The organism is Streptococcus sp. HSISS3 (genome assembly GCF_000448605.1).
Taxonomy (GTDB): domain Bacteria; phylum Bacillota; class Bacilli; order Lactobacillales; family Streptococcaceae; genus Streptococcus; species Streptococcus raffinosi.
Genome location: NZ_CM002130.1, coordinates 1,984,322 through 2,002,162, shown reverse-complemented (window position 1 = coordinate 2,002,162; position 17,841 = coordinate 1,984,322). Strand labels below are relative to the sequence as shown.

The following is a 17,841-nucleotide window of genomic DNA, read 5'->3' as shown; positions in this document are numbered from 1 at the left end:
ATAAAGTTGACATACAGAAGGGGTAAAAGAATGACTAAAAAATTAACGTTTCCTGACGGATTTTTGTGGGGTGGAGCGACGGCAGCCAACCAATGTGAAGGAGCCTATGATGCCGATGGGCGTGGTTTAGCCAATGTTGATGTGGTGCCGATTGGTAAGGACCGCCTGTCTATTATCACGGGTCATCGTAAGATGTTTGATTTCGAGGATGGGTATTTTTATCCTGCCAAGGAAAGTATTGATATGTACCACCGTTATAAGGAAGATATTGCTCTCCTTGGTGAAATGGGCTTTAAGACCTACCGTCTCTCTATTGCCTGGTCACGTATTTTTCCTAAGGGGGATGAGGCTGAGCCAAATGAAGCTGGTCTTGCCTTTTACGAGGACCTCTTCAAGGAATGTCACAAACATGGCATTGAACCCTTGGTGACCATCACACACTTTGATTGTCCCATGCACTTGATTACCGAGTATGGGGGATGGCGTAATCGTAAGATGCTTGGTTTCTATGGAAATCTTTGTCGTACCCTTTTCACACGTTATAAGGGTTTGGTTAAGTACTGGCTCACTTTCAACGAAATTAACATGATTCTCCATGCCCCATTTATGGGAGCAGGACTTTGCTTTGAAGAGGGTGAAAATGAGGAGCAGGTTAAATATCAGGCTGCTCACCATGAGTTGGTAGCCTCAGCTATGGCGACGAAATTGGCTCATGAGATTGACCCTGAAAATAAGGTCGGTTGTATGTTGGCAGCAGGTCAATATTATCCAAATACAGCCCATCCACGTGACTACTGGGCAGCCATGCAAGAAGACCGTAGTAGCTATTTCTTTATTGATGTTCAAGCTCGTGGAGAGTATCCAAATTATGCTAAGAAACAGTGGGAACGTGATGGCATTGAGCTTGAGATGACGGAAGAAGATTTGGCCCTTCTTAAAGAGCATACTGTTGATTTTATTTCCTTCTCTTACTATGCAAGTCGTGTGGCTTCAGGTGATCCAGAAGTTAATGAAAAGACTGCTGGAAATATCTTTGCCTCTATTAAAAATCCCTATTTGGAAGCCTCAGAGTGGGGCTGGCAAATTGACCCACTAGGCCTTCGGATTACCCTCAATGCTATTTGGGATCGTTACCAAAAACCGATGTTTATCGTTGAGAATGGTCTTGGTGCTGTGGATACGCCAGATGAAAATGGCTATGTTGAAGACGATTATCGTATCGACTACTTGGCAGCCCACATCAAGGCTATGCGTGATGCTATCAATGAAGATGGTGTAGAGCTTTGGGGTTACACAACCTGGGGCTGTATCGACCTTGTTTCTGCTGGAACTGGTGAAATGAAGAAACGTTATGGCTTCATCTATGTGGACCGAGATAACGATGGTAATGGTAGTCTTAAACGCTCTAAGAAGAAATCATTTAACTGGTACAAAGAAGTTATCGCAAGTAACGGTGCCTCTGTAGAATAGGGTGTGAGTTCTCGACTAATGACATCTATGAGTTGAGAGGTGTTGGGTGTTCTAAGCCATGTGCTAGTCTGAATCCTGTTTTACGCATATAAGGAGCACTAAGAGAAAATTGATCTCCATTTAAAGTCAGCCTTAGGGTTGGCTTTTTTTGTAAGGGATAGAAATTGTAATGTTTTCTAAAAAATGATATTCTTGTTAGAGTTTGAGAGGAAGAAAACATGGGTAAAAAATCAGTTGTATTTGTAGCTGAGCTATCCTATATGGAAAAGTTAGAGGTAGCTCTTAAATCTTTGTGTGCACATCAAGGGCAGTGGAAAATTTATGTGCTAAATGAGAATTTACCAACAGAATGGTTTACGTTGATGAATCGTCGTTTAGAGGCTATTGATTCTGAAATTCTTAATTGTCGTGTGTCTGCAGAAAGCTTTAAACAATTTTCGCTTCCGAGTGCGCATATTCATTATGCGACTTTTTTCCGTTATGCGATACCTGAGTTTGTTCAAGAAAATCGTGTTCTCTATTTAGATAGTGATATGATTTTTACACAGGATTTGTCACCACTTTTTGAGGTTGATTTGAATGGTCTTGGTATTGGAGCAGTAGTGGATTGTCCGACGACGACGGAAGGTTTCAATGCTGGTTTGATGGTTATTGACACTGCCTGGTGGCGCCAACATAAGGTAACAGAATCTCTCTTTGATTTAACGCAGAAACATCACCAAGAAGTCTATGGTGATCAGGGAATCTTGAATTTGTATTTTAAGGATGCTTGGCTCAGACTTCCTTGGACTTATAATCTTCAGGTAGGTTCTGATAAGGACCAGTATATATACGGGGATCTGGATTGGTATGATGCGTTTAAAGGGGTACCTGCAGTTATCCATTACACCTCTTACAATAAGCCTTGGACTGCTAAACGTTTTAATCGTTTCAGGGATATTTGGTGGTTCTATTACGCCCTATCTTGGGAAGATATCTTATTGAGAAAGCCAGCTGTAAAGCTCAACTTTAGTGATATGGTGGGAGATTTTTCTTATCATACGGCTGTTTATACCAATACGGCAGATATTTTTGAGTTGGAACGTCTGTTACAAGCCCTTCCCGATGTGGCTTTTCATATTTTGGCCCACTCTCATTTTGGTTTTAATTTGGTGAAGTTGGAGCAGTATCCAAATCTTATCCTCTATCCCTCATTTGATCCTCTAACCAGTCGCAAGGTTTTGGAAAAAATAGATTTTTATTTGGATATTAATCCATTTGACGAGGTTGATCATATTACAGAAACGGCTCATCAGTTGGGGCTTCCTGTTTTCTCTTTTGAAGTGACCAATCATGACCAAACTGGGAAGAATCAAGTGTTTAAGAATGACCAAGTGGATGAAATGGTGAAGGCTGTTCGAGAATATCTAGAGACGATTGAGAGATAATCAATGGAAAATAAAGAAGTAGTTAGTATTGTTATTCCCATTTATAATGTGGAAGCTTATTTACGGAAGTGTTTGGAAACGATAGTCAACCAGACCTATCCTCATCTTGAAATCATTCTTGTTAATGATGGTTCTCCTGATCAGTCAGAAGCCATTTGCAAGGAATTCTTCAAGCAAGATTCACGTATTCGCTATGTCCGACAAGTTAATGGTGGCTTATCTGCAGCTCGAAATACGGGGATTGATTTGGCTACAGGTAATTACATTACTTTTGTAGATCCAGACGATTGGGTGACAGAAGATTATGTGGAGACCTTGTATGATCAGCTGAAAAAGTATGAGGCAGATGTTTCTACTGGCAATTATAATTTGTTTAATGATAGTACGAGTAAGTTTTTGATTAAGCTGACAGAGGATGATTATTCTGAAACCCTTTATGAGGGAAGAGATATTATTGATCATGATGCTATCCAGGAGACAAGAGATATGGCTTGGGCATGTGCCATGATGAAGCTCTATAAAATCTCCTTATTTGAGGACCTGCGTTTTCCGGTTGGAAAGAATGTCGAAGACAACTTCCTTATGTATAAGCTTTTGTTAAAGGCCAATCGTGTGATTCACACTGAAAAATGTATCTACTGGTATCGAGTAGGGCGCAAGGATACCTTGTCGCAGGTCTGGACGGAAAAGCGTGTCTTAGATGAGATGGAAGCTAAAAATGAAAAACTAGCACTGCTAGGGATGTTGGGCTATGATTTAACATGGCATCGTTACATTTATAAGACTCGTTTGAAGCGTGCCATTGAAAAATTGGAAGAAGCCAATCTTCAAGATACGGAGACCTATCAGACAGCAAAGGTCAACTTGAGATTTTTGGAGCAATAAAGGGATAGGTTAAAGCTATTTATTGCTTGAAATAGTTAGAAAGGATAACTATGCTCATTATTGCACAAGAACCCAGTCAAGCGACGGATAAACTGAGAAGGTTGCTAGACTCTTTGGGGATGAAATCACGAGTGTTCTACACTAATTTTGAAACGGATGTAGATGGAAACACTATAAGTTTAGCATCGTCATTTAGTTATTCCTCTGAGGATGATTATCAAGGCAAACCTCTCTTTTTTAATGATTTGTCAGTTCCTCTCTATTGGGAGCTTTGGACTTTGGGAATTACGACTTATCTTTTTGACGGCAAAGATCGTCGAGCTAATATTATTTTTCGTGAAAATGTTAGAGAGCGCACGGTCAAGCAGGTTGAGTGGTTCGGCCAAGGGGAAAAGATTGTCGCTATTGATGACTATAACCGTTATGGATGGCGGACCAAGCAACGTCTTTTAGATGATGAGGGGCAAGCACTCATGGATATTTACTTTAATTGTGCGCAAGAGGAAGTCTTATTGCATTATATCCAAGAAGATTATTTGATTCATCAGGGTTCTGTGGGAAGAGATAAGATTTTCTCAGGTAAGGAGGATGTAATCAAGTTTGTTCTTGGGCAGGTCCTAAAGTCAGACGAAGCTATCATTTGTATGGATCCTAATTTGCTTCCACTGTTACAAGCTGAACGACTGGTCTATTGTTCTGCTAGTCACGATGGTCTTGAGCACATTCAAAATCAGGTAAGTCATACGTTGATTGCTAATTATTATCCTCAAGAGGAGCGTAGGTCGGGATTGATTTATCTCGCTGGTGCAGAACAAGAAGGGAATCAGACTTTTGTTGCCCAGGCAATGGTTATGACTGCTTCGGAAAATATTGAGGGACTAGCTAGTTTGGTTGATGCCTTTCCTAATCTCGATTTTCATATTTCGGCTCAGACTAGTATGGGACCTAAATTGACTTGCTTGGAGGAAAAGACGAATGTCCATCTTTATCCTGGAATTAATCGTGATAAATATCAAGAATTACTAAGAGAGTGCTCTATTTATTTAGACTTGAATTATGGCAGTGAGGTTACTGATGTGACGCTTGAGGCTATTTAAAATGAGCAACTATTGTATGGTTTGGAATCAACGGTCCACCGTCAATACTATAAGGCCCTATCAACTGTTTTTGCTTCGGTGGAGGAAGTGGGTCAAAGTATCCGCCAACTTTTGCAGGAACCAGATGTCTATCCTAGAGCGCTTAAGGCTCAAAAAGAGGCTTTAAAACTGGCTGATAGGGCAGAAATCATGGCTTTCTTTAATCAATTGGAAGGGGGACAAAGATGACGATTTACACCTTTAACCTACTGGTAGGCTATGAGCCTAATGGTGTTGATGTAGCCCAAGCATCTAGAGCCTTAATGCTGCGTGAATTAAATGCGCCTGCTAAATTTGTTTTCACAACTTGGCCTCAACCCTATAAATTGGATTATTATCTTTCTCTGGGACATCGCTATGAAGAATTCCTACATGCCTATGTCTGTTTTACCGACCAAGATGGTTATATTCCGTCGTTGACAGTGGGAGCCTTGCAACAGCAGTTCCAGTTAACGCGACTGGATTTGAAGAAGCAAGATGAAACAGAGTTCCTTTATGAGTTTTCATATGGAAGTAGACTCATCTTTACAATGGACCCTTATAAAAAGGGGTGTGTCCGATATGTCGATTACCTTACTAATGGTATTTTGTTGAAGCGTGAGTGGTATGGAACCCGTAAACTGGTTACAGAATACTTTGAAAAGGGTATCCTCATCAGAAGAAGTTTCCATAACCAAGATGGTCATATTGCTTTTGAAGAACTCAAGCAGGGAACTACTTGGTTGTACAGGTTGGAAAATGAGATTTTAGTGTCACAAACGGAAGTCATGCGTCGCTTTTTGGATTGCCTTTCCTTGACACAAGAAGACACCCTATTATTAGATAGGGCTGCCTTGATTGCATTTGCACGACCAATTTTAGAGCTTCAATCACCTGCAAAATTAGGTTTTGTTTTCCATTCAGAGCATGAGTTTGAAAATGGTGGACTCTACTATGAGTATTACTATATCTTTAAGTATGCCCAGCGGTTTGATTTTTTTATCACAGCGACTGAAGCACAAAAAGCAGTACTAGAGACTACCCTTCAGAAACAAGGGCTAAACAATGCTACTATTTATGCCCTACCTGTAGGTCACTTGGATAATCTTAGTTATCCAGATGGTCAGAGAAAGCCCCTTAGTTTGATAACGGCCTCTCGATTAGACCCACGCAAACGGCTGGATCTAGCCATAAGAGCGGTTGCCCTGACCCATGACAAAGTGCCTAATCTTCACTTTGATATCTATGGTAAGGGTGTTGAACAAGAAAATCTGGAACAACTGATTGATGACCTTGGAGCAGGTAGTTATATCCATCTAAGAGGTCATGCGAACTTGCAGAAGATTTACCCACAGTATGAACTTTATGTGACCACCTCTCAGTGGGAGACCTTTGGTTTGACCCTGATGGAAGCAGCTGGAGCAGGTCTGGCCTTGGTTGGTTTTGATGCTCGCTATGGTAATCCGACCTTTATCAAAGACGGAAAGAACGGTTATTTGGTTCCGTATGATGAGACCATGGATGAGGATTTGCTTGTTTCTGATATGGCGGATAAGCTTGTAGCAGTCTTAGAAGGCAATCTTGAGTCTATGCATCAAGCTTCGTATGATTTGGCGAAAAAATACTTGAAGCCAGAAATCCTAGAAGCTTGGAGAAAGCTCTTGGTAGCCATAGACTAACTATCTTTCAAATATTGTGGTTTAAGCTAAACCTATGGTATCTGTAGTGACAAAAAAGTTACTACAGTTTTTTTATCCTCCAAGCAAAATAGGCCTAATTATGGTAAAATAGAACGTATTGAAAAATCATCATTTCACGAAAGGAAGCAAGATGAAAATTACGCAAGAAGAGGTAACCCACGTTGCCAATCTTTCAAAATTGAAATTCTCTCCAGAAGAGACAGCTGAGTTTGCGACAACCTTGTCTAAAATTGTCGACATGGTGGAATTGTTGGAAGAAGTGGACACAACTGGTGTGGCCCCAACAACGACTATGGCTGATCGTAAGACCGTATTGCGTCCGGATGTTGCTGAAAAAGGGACTGACCGTGACCGCTTGTTTAAAAATGTACCTGAAAAAGACAACTACTACATCAAGGTACCAGCTATCCTAGAAGATGGAGGAGATGCCTAATGTCATTCAACAATAAAACCATTGAAGAGTTGCACGACCTCCTTGTCTCTAAGGAAATCTCAGCAACGGAATTGACCCAAGCGACACTTGACGATATCAAGGCGCGTGAAGAAGCGGTCAATGCCTTTGTGACGGTGGCTGAAGAAGCAGCACTTGACCAAGCTAAGGCTATTGACGAAAAAGGAATCGATGCAGATAACCTCCTGTCAGGGATTCCGCTTGCTGTCAAAGATAATATCTCAACAGATGGCATCTTGACGACTGCAGCTTCAAAAATGCTCTATAACTATGAGCCCATCTTTGATGCGACAGCTGTTGCCAATGCAAAAGCCAAAGATATGATTGTCATCGGGAAGACCAACATGGATGAATTTGCTATGGGTGGATCTGGTGAAACTTCATACTATGGACCAACCAAGAATGCTTGGGACCACAGCAAGGTTCCTGGTGGATCATCAAGTGGTTCAGCAGCTTCTGTAGCCTCAGGACAAGTCCGCTTGTCTCTTGGTTCAGATACAGGTGGTTCTATCCGCCAACCAGCAGCTTTTAACGGGATTGTTGGTCTTAAGCCAACCTACGGAACGGTTTCTCGTTTCGGTCTCATTGCCTTCGGTAGCTCACTCGACCAAATTGGTACCTTCTCACAAACCGTTAAGGAAAATGCCCAATTGCTTAATGTTATTGCCAGTGAAGATGCCAAGGATTCAACATCTGCACCTGTTCGTGTAGCTGACTTTACTTCTAAGATTGGTCAAGACATCAAAGGCATGAAGATTGCTCTTCCTAAGGAATACCTTGGTGAAGGGATTGACCCTGAAGTTAAAGAAACCATCCTCAATGCGGCCAAACATTTTGAAAAATTGGGAGCAACTGTCGAAGAAGTTAGCTTGCCTCATTCTAAATACGGGGTTGCCGTTTACTACATCATTGCTTCATCTGAAGCTTCATCAAACTTGCAACGTTTCGACGGGATTCGCTATGGTTTCCGTGCGGAAGATGCCAAGAACTTGGATGACATCTATGTGAACACTCGTAGTCAAGGCTTTGGTGATGAAGTCAAACGCCGGATCATGCTGGGTACTTTTAGTTTGTCATCTGGTTACTACGATGCTTACTACAAGAAAGCCGGTCAAGTCCGTACCCTCATTATCCAAGACTTCGAAAAAGTCTTTGCGGATTACGACCTCATCCTTGGTCCAACAGCTCCAAGCGTGGCCTTTGATTTGGATTCGCTCAACCATGATCCGGTTGCCATGTACTTAGCAGACCTCTTGACCATCCCAGTCAACTTGGCAGGTCTTCCAGGGATTTCGATTCCTGCAGGTTTTGCGCAAGGGCTACCAGTTGGTTTGCAGTTGATCGGTCCTAAGTATTCTGAAGAGACTATCTACCAAGCTGCAGCTGCCTTTGAAGCAACGACAGATTACCACAAGCAACAACCCGTGATTTTTGGAGGTGACAATTAATGAACTTTGAAACAGTCATCGGACTTGAAGTCCACGTTGAATTGAATACAAATTCAAAAATTTTCTCACCAACCTCTGCTCACTTTGGGAACGAGCAAAATGCCAATACCAATGTGATTGACTGGTCTTTCCCAGGGGTGCTTCCTGTCTTGAACAAGGGTGTTGTAGACGCTGGTATTAAGGCTGCTTTGGCGCTGAATATGGATATCCACCAACACATGCACTTTGACCGTAAGAACTATTTCTACCCTGATAATCCAAAGGCCTACCAAATTTCGCAATTTGATGAGCCTATCGGCTACAAGGGTTGGATTGAAGTGCAATTGGAAGACGGCTCAACTAAGAAAATCGGGATTGAACGTGCCCACTTGGAAGAAGATGCCGGTAAGAATACCCACAGCCCAGACGGTTTCTCTTATGTGGACCTTAACCGTCAAGGGGTGCCATTGATTGAAATCGTATCTGAAGCAGATATGCGTTCTCCTGAAGAAGCCTATGCCTATTTGACAGCTTTGAAAGAAGTCATCCAATACACAGGCATTTCTGATGTCAAGATGGAAGAAGGATCAATGCGTGTGGATGCCAACATTTCCCTTCGCCCATACGGTCAAGAGGAATTTGGTACCAAGACGGAGTTGAAGAACTTGAACTCTTTCTCAAACGTCCGTAAAGGTCTTGAGTATGAAGTGCAACGCCAAGCAAAAATCTTGCGTTCAGGTGGTGTCATTCGTCAAGAAACACGCCGTTATGATGAAGCCCACAAGAGCACCATTCTCATGCGTGTTAAAGAAGGAGCAGCGGATTACCGATACTTCCCAGAACCAGACCTTCCCTTGTTTGAAATCTCAGATGAGTGGATTGAGGAAATGCGTACTGAGCTGCCAGAGTTTCCAAAAGATCGCCGTGCTCGCTATGTGGCAGAGCTTGGCTTGTCTGACTATGATGCAAACCAATTGACAGCGACGAAAGTCACTTCTGACTTCTTTGAAGCAGCCGTAGCCCTTGGTGGAGATGCCAAACAAGTCTCTAACTGGCTCCAAGGTGAGGTCGCTCAATTCTTGAACGCGGAAGGTAAGACGCTGGAAGAAATCCAATTGACACCAGAAAACTTGGTCGAAATGATTGCCATCATCGAAGATGGAACGATCTCCTCTAAGATTGCCAAGAAAGTCTTCGTTCATTTGGCGAAAAACGGTGGCGGTGCGCGTGAATACGTCGAAAAAGCTGGCTTGGTACAGATTTCAGACCCTGAAGTCTTGATTCCAATCATCCACCAAGTCTTTGCAGACAACGAAGCAGCCGTGGCCGACTTCAAGTCAGGTAAACGTAACGCTGACAAGGCCTTTACAGGCTTCCTTATGAAAGCAACCAAAGGCCAAGCCAACCCACAAGTAGCCCTCAAGCTACTTGCCCAAGAATTGGCGAAGTTGAAAGAAGAATAATAGATTTTTTCTAATATAAAAACTAGTCTCATTCTTTGTTGAACATAGAATGTAGGCTAGTTTTTTTGGTATACTCGGGAATGGAGGGTTTTTATATGAAAAAGTTTGTAGAAAATTTAGACCCTGAAATTGGGTTGGTCACTATCTTATTATTTTTAAGTATTGGAGTTTATTATTTTGGATTAAACTTTAATTTAATTTTATTGCTGTGGTTTGTTATAAGTCTTTTGATACAAATAGTTTCATTCTTTTATCAGAAGTGTCATAAAAAAAAACAGTTTCTAGCTAATAAAAATAAAGCAGAAAAATGTTTTATAGTTTTATTTAGGACCTTGTTTTTATTTATCGAGATTTTGTTTTTCTTTGAAGTTTTTGCTACTATTTTTTTAGTTCTCTTTTATTTTTGGAAAAGCAGTTTCAGTGGGATTCTATCGTTAGTTTTGTTTTTAGGAACTATGTTTGGATTTAGTTCTCTCTATAAGAGAAAAACAATTTCCCAAAAAATGGATAAACTATTATCCAAATTTGTGTTAGATGGATTTATTTTAGGGTTGATATTTTTTGTAGCGATTTTCTTAGTTTTTGATTTATTTGTCTTTTATATTTCTCTTGATTCGACTACCGGAAAAATATCAGAAAGTGCAATAACTATCCTAGTTTGGTTTCTTCCATTACTTTTGCCATATTTAAAAGAATTTGTTGTAACTCAAAACCAATTTCTTTATGGATCTAAAATAGAAACAACACCAGTTTATGATTATTTTGAAACATGTTTTAAAATAATATGGTTTATCTACCTAATAGCAATTAGAGTCTATTATATTTTATTATCTAAGGAAGATCCTTTTAAATTCAAGCTTTTGAATAAGAATCTTGAGTTTAAATTAGATCATCCAAATAATTTATTAGATTTTATTATTCCTTCCTTAATTGCATTTGGACTATCAATATTTTTGTTTTTCGTAATGCAGATGTTATATGAATATGTTTTTGTTACCAAGAATATCAACAAATATATAATCAAGACGAACAAAAATCTTAAAGATTTTGACTTTATATTTAAGGTAAATAAGTCTGACAATAGTATCCAATTTCAAGGAGTCGTCTATTGTAACAAATTATATGGAATAGAGAAAGAGGAGAAATTAGATGTCTTAAAGGATTGTCTTATTTTTAAACCATTTATTAATGGAGAAGTTGAACCACACTTATTGTATTCTACTACACCTAAAAATGTATATAATAATTTTTTGTAAAATCTATGGGAGTGAAAACAAAAGATGTTAAAAAAGCAATTAAAGATCCATGGAAATCTAAAATATTGAATTATGTTGGAAACTATTGTCCTAATAATTAACGAACAAATTTAAAGTAAAGTTTTTTTCGACAGATTATAATCAACTTCAAAGACCTAGGTTATACTTAGGTCTTTTTTGTTATACTAGTGATATCCAATAAAGCATCTTTTAAACAGGAGCAACCCTATGAACAAATTTTTAAGAGTCCTATTTATCCTCGTCATCCTGGCCATGACTGGTGCCATTATTTTTCAGCTATTTTTCCCAACCTATATGGGAAGTCACTCGGGGTATGGCATTTCAGTTGGTTGGCAGAGGGAGATTGGTATCTGGAATGTGGCAGTTCTGATCATTCTTCTTGCCGTGAATCTCAAGTACGATTGGTTTTATCTGAGAGCTGTACTGATAGCTTTGATTATTGGAGGTCTTGGAATTGGGACCAATCATTTCCTTAGCTATCTTCAACATCATCACTCAGTCAACGCCATAGGTGCTCTTGAAAATTATCTTTTAGTCTTTGGCTGGATTGTCGGTTGGTGGCTTGAAAATTCCTCAAGAAAAACCGCTTAAGTTTTATGGAGTAACCGCTTACCTTATCCACTCTGTGATATAATAATTAAGCATTATCATAATCGAGGAAAACACATGTCTAAACAACTAAAAGGGAGCTTGATGGTATTGACAGCAGGAATTGCCTGGGGATTTTCAGGAGTTTCTGGTCAATACCTAATGGCTCATGGTGTTAATGTCAATCTTTTGACGAGTTTACGTTTGCTTCTGTCTGGTATTTTACTAACGGCTTCGGTCTTTTTTAGGCAGCGAGACAAATTGGTTCAAGCTCTTAAAGATAGAAAAACCTTAGTAAGTATCGCCTTATTTGCTCTCTTTGGTCTGGTACTAAATCAGTACGCCTATCTTAGTGCTATTCAATACACTAATGCTGGGACAGCGACGGTCTTGCAGTATGTCACCCCAGTTATCATCCTGGCTTTTGTATGTGCAAAATATCGTAGGTTCCCAACAGCAGCAGAGCTAGTGGCTATTATCATGGCTATTGTGGGAACCTTTACCATCGCAACGCATGGTCAGATAAGGGAGCTGGCGATTACACCTCTGGGCTTGTTCTGGGGTCTCTTTTCGGCGGTGACCTATGCAATTTATATCTTATTGCCTGCTAAGGCTATTGAAAAATGGGGCAGTTTGATTGTCATTGGTTTAGGCCTGTTGCTCGGTGGTTTAATCTTTCCGATTGCTATCCAAGCCTGGAAGTATAAGCTTTCTTTGACTGGTGGAAATCTCCTAGCACTTTTTGGATTGGTCTTCATTGGGACAGTCTTTGCTTACACCGTTTTCCTTAAGGGGACAACCATGGTTGGAGCTGTCAAAGGGAGTCTCTTGGCTTCGGTAGAACCCGTAGCATCGGTCATTTTAACCGTATTAATTATGGGGGACCACTTCTTTGCCATTGATGTGCTTGGAATGTTTTTAATTGTTCTTGCTGTTATCATCATATCGCTTAAGAATTTAGTTGCCCTTAAAAAACAAGAAAAAATTCAAAGATAAGGAGAGAGTTCAGTGATTGCTGGCTCTCTTTCCTTATTGTCTTGTATGCTCTGTTCTTAAAAATAGGACTTAAGTCCCACACATAAACCTTAAAAATATGGTAAAATAAGAGGTAAACTAACATTTTGGAGAAAAAATGAGTATAGACGATTACAGGCCCCATTTTATGGTGGAGGCTGTTTATGATTTGAAACCTGACCAGCTACGTGAACACGGTATTCGTGCCGTCTTGGTTGATTTGGATAATACCTTGATTGCTTGGAACAATCCTGATGGAACGCTTGAGCTACGTGCTTGGTTGGATGAGATGACGGAGGCTGACATCCCAGTGGTTGTGGTCTCTAATAACAAACACGACCGTGTCGAACGTGCGGTTGCTAATTTTCATGTGGACTTTGTGAGCCGCGCCATGAAACCTTTTACCAAGGGAATTAATGAAGCGATTGAGCGCTATCACTTTAACCGTGAAGAGGTTGTAATGGTGGGCGACCAGCTCATGACTGACATTAGGGCCAGTCACCGAGCAGGTATTCGCTCGATTTTGGTTAAGCCTTTGGTGAAGTCCGATTCTTGGGTGACCAAGTTTAACCGTTGGCGTGAACGTCGCATGTGGAAAAAGATTGAAAAAGCGTATGGTCCTATGACCTTCGACAAAGGAATTTAATGGAAGAATTATTTTGTATTGGGTGTGGAGCCCAAATTCAAACAGAAGATAAAGAAAAAGCTGGCTACACACCTGCTAGCTCTATCAAAAAGGCTGAAGAAACGGGAGACTTGTACTGCCAACGCTGTTTCCGCCTTCGTCATTACAATGAAATTGTGGATGTCCATATCACAGATGACGAGTTTTTAAAGCTTTTACATGAAGTTGGTGATAGCGATGCCCTCGTTGTCAATGTCGTTGATATTTTCGATTTTAACGGATCAATCATCCCAGGCTTGTCACGCTTTGTTTCTGGTAATGATGTGCTCTTGGTTGGCAATAAAAAGGATATTCTACCTAAATCCGTTAAAGATGGTAAGGTAACCCAGTGGTTGACAGAACGTGCCTACGAAGAAGGCATGCGTCCAGTGGATGTCATGTTGACGTCTGCTCAAAATCATCATGCCATCAAAGAGTTGATTAAACGTATTGAAAAACTCCGTAAGGGTCGTGATGTCTATGTTGTTGGTGTGACGAATGTTGGTAAATCAACCTTAATCAATGCCATTATCAAGGAAATTACTGGTGATAAAGATGTCATCACTACCTCTCGTTTCCCAGGCACGACCCTTGATAAGATTGAGATTCCGCTGGATGATGGTACTTACATTTTCGATACTCCAGGAATTATTCATCGCCACCAAATGGCTCATTACTTGTCAGCTAAGGACCTCAAATACGTTAGTCCTAAGAAGGAAATTAAGCCAAAAACTTATCAGTTAAATGCAGACCAAACCCTATTCCTAGGTGGACTTGGACGATTTGACTTCATTGATGGTGATAAACAAGGTTTTACAGCTTTCTTTGACAATAATCTAAAGCTTCATCGTACCAAACTTGAAGGTGCAGATGCCTTTTATGACAAGCATGTTGGCAGTCTCCTCATGCCGCCTGGGCCAAAGGATCTTACCGATTTTCCAAAACTTGTCCGTCACGAGTTCACTGTCAAAGATAAGACGGACATTGTCTTCTCGGGACTAGGCTGGATTCGTGTTCAAGGAAAGGCCGACCAACCAACCATCGTTGCCGCTTGGGCACCAGAAGGCGTTGGCGTCGTCGTCCGAAAAGCGATTATTTAAACTTAATAAAGTAATTATAAGGAATAAGAAAGGAAAGGCTAGATAAAGAAGCAATCATTACGAGCTTTTAGGCCATGCTTTTTGTAGAAGTGAAAGCCTCATTCCTATAGTTGAAGAATGAGGCAAGAAAAAATTGAGACCTAGGGCTCGATTTGTAGTCATGGAACTTCGTAAGGAGGTCAATGACGTCCGTCACTATCTTAGAAAAGTATAAAAAGAGTCTTTTCAATGAACATGAAGTTTGCCTAGATTTACGTCATGAGCAAACGATGTGTTTTTCGCTGTGATAGTAATCTAAGTAACATTTTATGTTACTTGGATTCAGAATTTTTGAGACCTTAGGCTCAAAAATTAGCTATGAAACCGGTGGTTTGCTAGCGTCCGTATCACCCAAGTAAAACAACAAATAAAAGGAATAAACATGTCATTAACATCAAAACAACGTGCTTTCCTCAAATCGGAAGCACACACTCTCAAACCTATTGTACAAATCGGGAAAAACGGTCTTAACGACCATATCAAAACGAGTGTTCGCAACGCTCTCGATGCTCGTGAGTTGATTAAGGTAACCCTACTTCAAAATACCATGGAAGACATCCATGAAGTGGCTGAAATTTTGGAAGAAGAAATTGGCTGTGATACAGTCCTTAAGATTGGACGTATCTTGATTCTCTACAAAGAATCAGCTAAAAAAGAAAATCGTAAGTTATCACCAAAGGTTAAAGCCATCCAAAAATAGTTGATGACTTTTGAAACCTTAAAGGCAAAAGAAAAGTTATTTAGATGATGTTTGAGTAAGAGGAGGCGTACATGGCACTGGATCTCGTAACCCCATTTACAAAGGTTCAACTAGAAGAAGAAATCAAAGATACTGGTCGCAGGCAGGTTGGAATATTAGGTGGAAATTTCAATCCTGTTCATAATGCCCACCTAGTTGTTGCAGACCAGGTGCGTCAGCAGTTAGGCCTTGATGAAGTTCTTCTCATGCCTGAATTTGAGCCCCCTCATGTTGATAAAAAAGAGACTATTGATGAACAACATCGCCTAAATATGCTCATGTTGGCTATTAACGGTATCGAGGGTTTGGATATTGAAACCATCGAGTTGGAACGCAAGGGAATCAGTTATACTTATGACACCATGAAACTCTTGACAGAGGCCAATCCTGATACGGATTATTACTTCATTATCGGTGCTGATATGGTCGAATACCTGCCTAAATGGCATCGCATTGACGAACTTATTGAGATGGTGCAATTTGTGGGTGTTCAACGTCCTAAGTATAAGGCAGGAACGTCTTATCCAGTCATTTGGGTTGATGTTCCTTTGATGGATATCAGTTCAAGCGCTGTTCGTGATTATATCAAGAAAGATCGTACACCTAACTTTATGGTGCCTCAATCTGTACTCGCCTATATCAAGAAAGTAGGACTTTATAAATGACCTATGAAAAATACCTGGGCTATTCTCGTGAAGCACTTCTTGAAAAAGTGCAAGCCGTGATGAGTCCCAAACGCTTCAATCATGTTTTGGGTGTCGAGCGAGCTGCTATTCATCTTGCTGAAAAGAATGGCTACGATACTGAAAAAGCTGGTTTGGCTGGCCTTTTACACGACTATGCCAAAGAGCTTCCAGATCAAGAATTCTTGAATCTTATTGATAAGTACGAGCTTGACCCTGAATTGAAAAAATGGGGAAATAATGTCTGGCATGGCATGGTCGGAATTTACAAAATCCAAGAAGATTTGGGTTTGACTGATTCTGAGATTCTACGCAGTATTGAGATCCATACCGTCGGAAGCCATGAAATGTCAACCCTAGATAAGATTGTCTATGTGGCTGATTATATTGAGCATAACCGTAATTTCCCTTTGGTAGAGGAAGCTAGACAAGTAGCAGAGCAATCCTTGGACAAGGCAGTTGCTTTTGAAACCGTCCATACGGTCGAACACTTGGCTCACCAGGCCTTGCCGATTTTCCCACAAACCTTGGAAACCTATAACGCTTTTGTGCATTGCTTGAAAGAGGATTAGTAAGTGAAAACAGCTTTTATTATTATTGATGTACAAAATATCTTAGTAGAAACAGGTTTTGAAACACAAAAGCTGTTAGAGAAAATCTCTTATTTACAAGATCAGGCTAGAAAACAGCAGATTGAAATTATCTATATTCAGCATATTGAAACGGAAGAGGCTCTAACCCCGGAAGATTGGAAATTATCGCCACTATTAAAGAGACAGTCTGATGAAAAGGTTTTTCAGAAGCGATACAATAGCATGTTTAAAGAGACTGGATTAAAGGAATACTTGGATCAACAAGGAATTGAGAAACTAGTCTTATGCGGTATGCAGACGGAGTATTGTGTTGATACATCCGTTAAAGTTGCTTTCGAACATGGCTACAAGCTAGTCGTTCCCGAAGGTACTGTTACAACCTTTGATGGAGACGACATTCCAGCAGAAACGATTAATGAATTTTACGAGAACATTTGGGATGAACGTTTTGCAGATGTCTTAGATTACAAAACGATTTTTTAATGAAAGAGGATTAAATGAAAGAAGAATTACTTGAACTGGTTGTCAAAGCTGCTGATGAAAAGCGAGCTGAAGACATCGTTGCCCTTGATTTGTATGGTCTCACAAGCCTAACAGATTACTTTGTTATTTTGAGTGCCATGAACAGCCGTCAGTTGGAAGCTATTGCCGACAACATTCGTGAGAAAGTGAAAGCAGCTGGTGTGGACGCTAGCCACATGGAAGGAGACAACAAGGGTGGATGGATTCTTTTGGATCTTAACGACATCGTTGTTCACATCTTTACAGAAGACGAGCGTGCTCACTATAACCTTGAAAAACTCTGGCATGAAGCACCAATGGTGGATGTGTCAGCTTATTTGTCATAAAAATTGAACTCAGTTGGCGACAACTGGGTTTTGTTGGTTAAACTAAAGATTTAATAGGAAGGATGGAGCCTTGTGTTTGGTTGGTTTGTTAACTGAACACGAGCTAAAAGATAAGAGAAAAGATAAACTTCCTTTGTATCTGACGATACGACAGAATGTTTCCTATTTTCTCTGTGCTTTTGACGCTCTTTGTATCTTAGAAAGGATTCGAACCCGTCCTGTAATCGTCGGAAAATAGACAGCTTTGTCTTGGAGATTCCTCCAAGTCCAAGCTCCTAATTTTCATTCCGATTACGGACGGACTCATTATAGAATAGAAAGGATAGGGCCTCGTGTTTAGTTAATTTTTCAACTGAAC

General features: G+C 40.4%; 19 protein-coding genes. All 19 read left to right on the top strand.

Annotation, left to right across the window (positions count from 1 at the left end; translation table 11 throughout):
- The first annotated feature begins 30 nt into the window (after positions 1-30).
- The 19 genes from HSISS3_RS09190 (at position 31) to rsfS (ending at position 17,483) form a co-directional block, all read left to right on the top strand.
- The gene (locus HSISS3_RS09190) at positions 31-1,470 is read left to right on the top strand and encodes a 6-phospho-beta-glucosidase (protein ID WP_021152487.1); all 1,440 of its coding nucleotides are present in this window, start codon (positions 31-33) and stop codon (positions 1,468-1,470) included.
- A 218-nt stretch (positions 1,471-1,688) separates the two neighbouring features.
- A complete protein-coding gene (locus HSISS3_RS09185; RefSeq protein ID WP_021152486.1) occupies positions 1,689-2,897 on the top strand; it encodes a glycosyltransferase in 1,209 nt (402 codons plus the stop codon).
- Positions 2,898-2,900: 3 nt separating this feature from the next.
- Positions 2,901-3,782 (top strand): glycosyltransferase family 2 protein, encoded by an 882-nt coding sequence (locus HSISS3_RS09180; RefSeq protein WP_021152485.1) that lies wholly within the window; start codon positions 2,901-2,903, stop codon positions 3,780-3,782.
- A 50-nt stretch (positions 3,783-3,832) separates the two neighbouring features.
- Positions 3,833-4,879 carry a GftB: Glycosyl transferase, family 8 gene (locus tag HSISS3_RS09175; RefSeq protein ID WP_021152484.1) on the top strand — a complete coding sequence of 349 codons (1,047 nt, stop codon included), beginning with the start codon at positions 3,833-3,835 and terminating at the stop codon, positions 4,877-4,879.
- Between the two features lie 12 nt (positions 4,880-4,891).
- On the top strand, positions 4,892-5,107 hold the full coding sequence (locus tag HSISS3_RS12410) for a hypothetical protein (RefSeq protein WP_021152483.1): 216 nt from the start codon (positions 4,892-4,894) through the stop codon (positions 5,105-5,107).
- Positions 5,104-6,576 carry a glycosyltransferase gene (locus tag HSISS3_RS09170; protein WP_021152482.1) on the top strand — a complete coding sequence of 491 codons (1,473 nt, stop codon included), beginning with the start codon at positions 5,104-5,106 and terminating at the stop codon, positions 6,574-6,576. Before HSISS3_RS12410 ends, HSISS3_RS09170 begins: the two co-directional genes overlap by 4 nt.
- Before the next feature lie 151 nt (positions 6,577-6,727).
- The gene (gene gatC / locus HSISS3_RS09165) at positions 6,728-7,030 is read left to right on the top strand and encodes an Asp-tRNA(Asn)/Glu-tRNA(Gln) amidotransferase subunit GatC (RefSeq protein ID WP_002884769.1); all 303 of its coding nucleotides are present in this window, start codon (positions 6,728-6,730) and stop codon (positions 7,028-7,030) included.
- Complete coding sequence (gatA, locus tag HSISS3_RS09160; protein WP_021152481.1) at positions 7,030-8,496, top strand: Asp-tRNA(Asn)/Glu-tRNA(Gln) amidotransferase subunit GatA; 1,467 nt, start codon at positions 7,030-7,032, stop codon at positions 8,494-8,496. The genes gatC and gatA overlap by 1 nt, the downstream gene beginning before the upstream one ends.
- Positions 8,496-9,938 (top strand): Asp-tRNA(Asn)/Glu-tRNA(Gln) amidotransferase subunit GatB, encoded by a 1,443-nt coding sequence (gatB, locus tag HSISS3_RS09155; RefSeq protein WP_008535412.1) that lies wholly within the window; start codon positions 8,496-8,498, stop codon positions 9,936-9,938. The genes gatA and gatB overlap by 1 nt, the downstream gene beginning before the upstream one ends.
- A gap of 95 nt (positions 9,939-10,033) precedes the next feature.
- Positions 10,034-11,194: a hypothetical protein gene (locus HSISS3_RS09150; protein WP_021152480.1), complete on the top strand. Its 1,161-nt coding sequence runs from the start codon at positions 10,034-10,036 to the stop codon at positions 11,192-11,194.
- 228 nt (positions 11,195-11,422) lie between these two features.
- Entirely contained in the window at positions 11,423-11,806 is a 384-nt protein-coding gene (locus HSISS3_RS09145) for a hypothetical protein (protein ID WP_002887387.1), read from the top strand.
- Positions 11,807-11,881: 75 nt separating this feature from the next.
- Entirely contained in the window at positions 11,882-12,799 is a 918-nt protein-coding gene (locus HSISS3_RS09140; protein ID WP_021152479.1) for a DMT family transporter, read from the top strand.
- 136 nt (positions 12,800-12,935) lie between these two features.
- On the top strand, positions 12,936-13,463 hold the full coding sequence (locus tag HSISS3_RS09135; RefSeq protein WP_002887385.1) for a YqeG family HAD IIIA-type phosphatase: 528 nt from the start codon (positions 12,936-12,938) through the stop codon (positions 13,461-13,463).
- Entirely contained in the window at positions 13,463-14,581 is a 1,119-nt protein-coding gene (gene yqeH / locus HSISS3_RS09130; RefSeq protein ID WP_021152478.1) for a ribosome biogenesis GTPase YqeH, read from the top strand. Before HSISS3_RS09135 ends, yqeH begins: the two co-directional genes overlap by 1 nt.
- A gap of 421 nt (positions 14,582-15,002) precedes the next feature.
- The gene (yhbY, locus tag HSISS3_RS09125) at positions 15,003-15,320 is read left to right on the top strand and encodes a ribosome assembly RNA-binding protein YhbY (RefSeq protein ID WP_002884193.1); all 318 of its coding nucleotides are present in this window, start codon (positions 15,003-15,005) and stop codon (positions 15,318-15,320) included.
- 71 nt (positions 15,321-15,391) lie between these two features.
- Entirely contained in the window at positions 15,392-16,024 is a 633-nt protein-coding gene (locus tag HSISS3_RS09120) for a nicotinate-nucleotide adenylyltransferase (RefSeq protein ID WP_021152477.1), read from the top strand.
- Positions 16,021-16,614: a bis(5'-nucleosyl)-tetraphosphatase (symmetrical) YqeK gene (gene yqeK / locus HSISS3_RS09115; RefSeq protein ID WP_021152476.1), complete on the top strand. Its 594-nt coding sequence runs from the start codon at positions 16,021-16,023 to the stop codon at positions 16,612-16,614. The genes HSISS3_RS09120 and yqeK overlap by 4 nt, the downstream gene beginning before the upstream one ends.
- 3 nt (positions 16,615-16,617) lie before the next feature.
- Positions 16,618-17,118, top strand: coding sequence for a cysteine hydrolase family protein (locus HSISS3_RS09110; RefSeq protein WP_021152475.1), 501 nt, complete (start codon positions 16,618-16,620; stop codon positions 17,116-17,118).
- A 14-nt stretch (positions 17,119-17,132) separates the two neighbouring features.
- A complete protein-coding gene (gene rsfS, locus HSISS3_RS09105; RefSeq protein ID WP_021152474.1) occupies positions 17,133-17,483 on the top strand; it encodes a ribosome silencing factor in 351 nt (116 codons plus the stop codon).
- The last annotated feature ends 358 nt before the right edge of the window (positions 17,484-17,841 follow it).